This is a genomic window from bacterium (assembly GCA_035945995.1).
Lineage (GTDB): Bacteria > Sysuimicrobiota > Sysuimicrobiia > Sysuimicrobiales > Segetimicrobiaceae > DASSJF01.
The window spans coordinates 1-3,474 of the sequence record DASYZR010000053.1; the positions used below are offsets into that span (position 1 = coordinate 1).

At 64.7% G+C, this 3,474-nt stretch carries 4 protein-coding genes; 2 read left to right on the forward strand and 2 right to left on the reverse strand.

The annotated features are described in order from the left end of the window. Positions 1–923, reverse strand: a 923-nt coding sequence (locus tag VGZ23_05180) for an IS1595 family transposase (protein ID HEV2356987.1), incomplete at its 3' end; no start/stop codon positions are given. Between the two features lie 71 nt (positions 924–994). Here VGZ23_05180 and VGZ23_05185 point away from each other — a divergent pair. Continuing rightward, on the forward strand, positions 995–1,573 hold the full coding sequence (locus VGZ23_05185; GenBank protein ID HEV2356988.1) for a hypothetical protein: 579 nt from the start codon (positions 995–997) through the stop codon (positions 1,571–1,573). A 2-nt stretch (positions 1,574–1,575) separates the two neighbouring features. Here VGZ23_05185 and VGZ23_05190 read toward each other — a convergent pair whose 3' ends face one another. Beyond that, entirely contained in the window at positions 1,576–2,175 is a 600-nt protein-coding gene (locus VGZ23_05190; GenBank protein HEV2356989.1) for a GH25 family lysozyme, read from the reverse strand. Positions 2,176–2,545: 370 nt separating this feature from the next. Here VGZ23_05190 and VGZ23_05195 point away from each other — a divergent pair, with 370 nt between their 5' ends. After that, positions 2,546–2,974 carry a cyclic nucleotide-binding domain-containing protein gene (locus tag VGZ23_05195; protein ID HEV2356990.1) on the forward strand — a complete coding sequence of 143 codons (429 nt, stop codon included), beginning with the start codon at positions 2,546–2,548 and terminating at the stop codon, positions 2,972–2,974. Positions 2,975–3,474: the final 500 nt, after the last annotated feature.

Consider the following 3,474-nt stretch of genomic DNA (forward strand, 5'->3'; position numbering starts at 1 on the left):
AACTGGTCGAACGTGAGCCGCTTCCCGACGATCTGGCAGACGGCGAGATTGAGCCGCTCCGCGTCGGTCATGCCCTTCGCGGTGTTGTACCGGAAGGCTTCCTCGTCGAGATACCGGAACAGGTGGAAGGGTTCCACGCTCACGTACGTCCCGTTGATCCCGCGCTTGAAGAGCGACCAGAAGTTTTCGAGCCCGTTCGTGTGGACCTGCCCGTCCACGTACTTGACGGCGTGGTCGATGACCTGATGGGCGAACTCGCCCTCCAACCCGTCGTAGGACAGGAGCGCGTCGGTGTAGAGCGCGGACCCGGCTTCGACATGCTTTCTGATCTCCGTCTGGAGGGCTTGCTTCCGGCGATTCGGGACGACGACCGTGCGGACCTTCCCGCCCCGTTCGAGGATGCCCATGACGGCCACCTTGTCCTTGCCGCCCGTGCCGGTGATCCGCCGCAGCCGCTTTGCGACGTGCATGTTCCGCGCCTTCCCGCCGATGAAACTTTCGTCCGCTTCGATGCTCTTGCCGAGTCCGCCGAGTTTGCCGGTTGCCGCCATGTTGAGGGCGCACCGAATCCGGTGGTCCATGAACCATCCGCTTTTTTGCGTGACGCCGAGGGCGCGGTGGATTTCGTACGACGAGATGCCGTTCTTGCAGTTGACGACGAGCCACATCGCCGTGAGCCACTTGTCGAGGCCGATGGGCGAATCCTCGAAGATGGTCCCGGTCTTGAGCGTGAACTGCCGTTGAGGATGGCGCTTGCCGCACTGCCAGCGGTTCTGGTTCGCTAGAAAAACTACATGTTGGTTCCCACACCGGGGGCACGTCACGCCGTTCGGCCAGCGCCGCGCAACGAGGTAGGCCCGGCAGTTGTCGGGATCGGCGAAATACAGGACCGCTTCCTGAAGGGTGGTCGGTTCCTTGGGCATTTCGTTGGACGTCTTCATACTTGAAATCTAACATATGTTCGGTGATTTGTCAACTATATTATTGCCCAAATTTGGTTTGGGACGTCGTCAATCAGGCGGGATTCTCGGCGGTCGCGAAGGGACTGCCCGATTTTCTGGAGGCGGCGCTCGCGAGCAAACTCGGTCCGGACGAAATCGCCGCCCAACTGGCGGACCGGTTCGTGCACGTCAATGTGGCCCCGGCCGGTGCCAAGCCCGGTCTGCTTGGGGAGCTCGAGGGATTTCTTACCGCGCGCCTGTCAACCGCGGCCGGTGACATGGAGGCGGTCGGAATGGACCTGCTCTCCCGTGCCGCCGCGGCACTCCGGCACGACGTCGCGCACGCCCTGGGAGCCGACGGCCCGCTGCCGAGCGTGGTCGCCGCAGCCGGCGAACAGTACGCCAGTCTTACTCTGGATACGAATTGGCCGATCGCGGCCCCGGCGGGCGCGTCCGGGCCGGCCCTCGGAGTCCCGGGGGCCGCTGCGGCGCTCCAGAAACGGCTGGTCGTCGCGGATCTGACGCCCCTGCATACCTCGCGAGAGCCGGTCGCGTGGCCCGGTCGCGACCACTACAGCGACATCTACGCCCCCGAGATCTACCGTCTCGTCGCAGGGTTTACGCTAAGGTAGACTCACGCCCGCCAGTGCGTCAGATCGACGGCGCCGCTCAGTCCGGGGACCTGGCCCTGGAACGTATATTGCCAGCCGGTCCACCCGTCGGGGCCCCACCCGATGTCGGGAGGCGGTGTCGGACTCCCCGGCCCGCCCGGATACGCGATCCACAGTTCGTGCTGCGCGTAATTTGTCGGGTTTCCCAGCGCGCGCCAGGTCGCGACGTTCGTGTAGATCCGGCACGGCCCGCCGACCATTGCACCGACGATCTCCAGCCACACGTTGATCGCCGCGAGCGCGTCGGCGGCGGATTGCCCGGGGGCCAGGACCTCGAGGTCGAGCACCGGCCTCATCCATTCCGGGTTCCACCCGGCCTGCTTGCAAAACGACCTCGCCTGCACGTCCGGCCGGTCGTTGGGTCTCCAGAAATGGTACGCTCCCGGCTGGATCCCGACGTTCCGCGCACCGTTCATGTGCGCGAAGTACGTATGGTCCACCCAATTCGCGCCTTCCGTGACTTTGCAGTACGCTTTGGCCACTTCGAACCCCTTGATCGCCGCCCAGTCTTCAGCCGGCTGATACGCGGAGACGTCGATCCCGAGGACCAATCCGTCTGCCATGAGCGATCCCCCCGATCGAGCAATGCATGTCCCACTATTACCAAATTCATGTACTATCGACTGTGCATTTTCCCTCAACGGCGCCGGCATCCTCCGGCGACCGGCATAGTACCGTGACCGCGTCACTGTGGAGGCACTCAAGGTCATCTTCCCGTCGATCACCGGCTGGACCCCGGGACCGGCGCCAGCCCAAATCCGCGCCGCAACCTCAAAAGACCCCGGGAGGATAGGCTTTGGCGAATCCGGTTCGGTACGCGGCCTCAGCGCAGGACCAGGCGTCCATGGTAGCGTACTCTACCCGCACCCCCAAAGATTGAGAAGGCTGTGCGAAGATCCGGAAGGCGGGGACCGTCCGGTAGGAGGTGGCATCGTGGTGTTCGGGCGATCCAGCAAGGTGGCGCTGTTAGAAGCCATTCCGCTGTTCCGGGATCTCTCGCGGAAACAGCTCGAGCAGGTTGCCCGCCTGGCCGATGAGATCGAGGTCTCCGCCGGGAGGCGGCTGGCCACGGCAGGCGAACGGGGCCACGAACTGTTCGTGATCGTGGACGGACGGGCGACGGTGAGCGCCAAGCGAGGCCGCACGGTGCATCTTGGACGCGGAGACTTCTTCGGCGAGATGAGCCTGCTGGACGGGGGACCCCGCTCGGCCACCGTCGATGCCGATTCAAACATGCGGCTCTTGGTGGTCGGCCAGCGTGAGTTCTGGCAACTGCTGACCGCCGCTCCGTCACTGACCGTGAAGATTATGATCCGTCTGTCAAGCCGTGTCCGGGACGCCGAAGCGGCGATCTCCGCGTGACCGTAGCGCGAGCCTAGACCCCACCCCACAACTTCGCGAACTCAATCAGTTCCGCGATCCGGTCCGCTGCCGGCGTATTCTTCTGCCTCCGCGTTGCGGCCGTCGGGACGGCAGACTCGCGGACGGTTCGCTTGGGTCTGTCCGCGGCGGCCTTTCGCCTCAGCCTTGCGCGCCTTCGCCTCGCGCGTCAGGGCGCTACAAGCGAGAGTTCGGCCGCGACATCGCCAATTGCCCGTGCCGGCTTGCGATCGCCGGCGATGAAATCTTGGTGACCGAGGCGCCGCGCCGTGCCAGGCTGACCACCCTGGACGTGGACGACCGCCTGGTCTGTACCCTCGGTGTCAACGATGACGTCTGCACGTCGTGAGCACGGGATACGTATGCCAATCCACGCTGGTCACCCCGGCCGGGCCGAACCGCACTTCTTCCTTGAGGGCCCGGCTCACCGATTGAAGCAGATTCGCTTCGATCGTCCCCCGTAAGCCGTCCGGATTGACGAT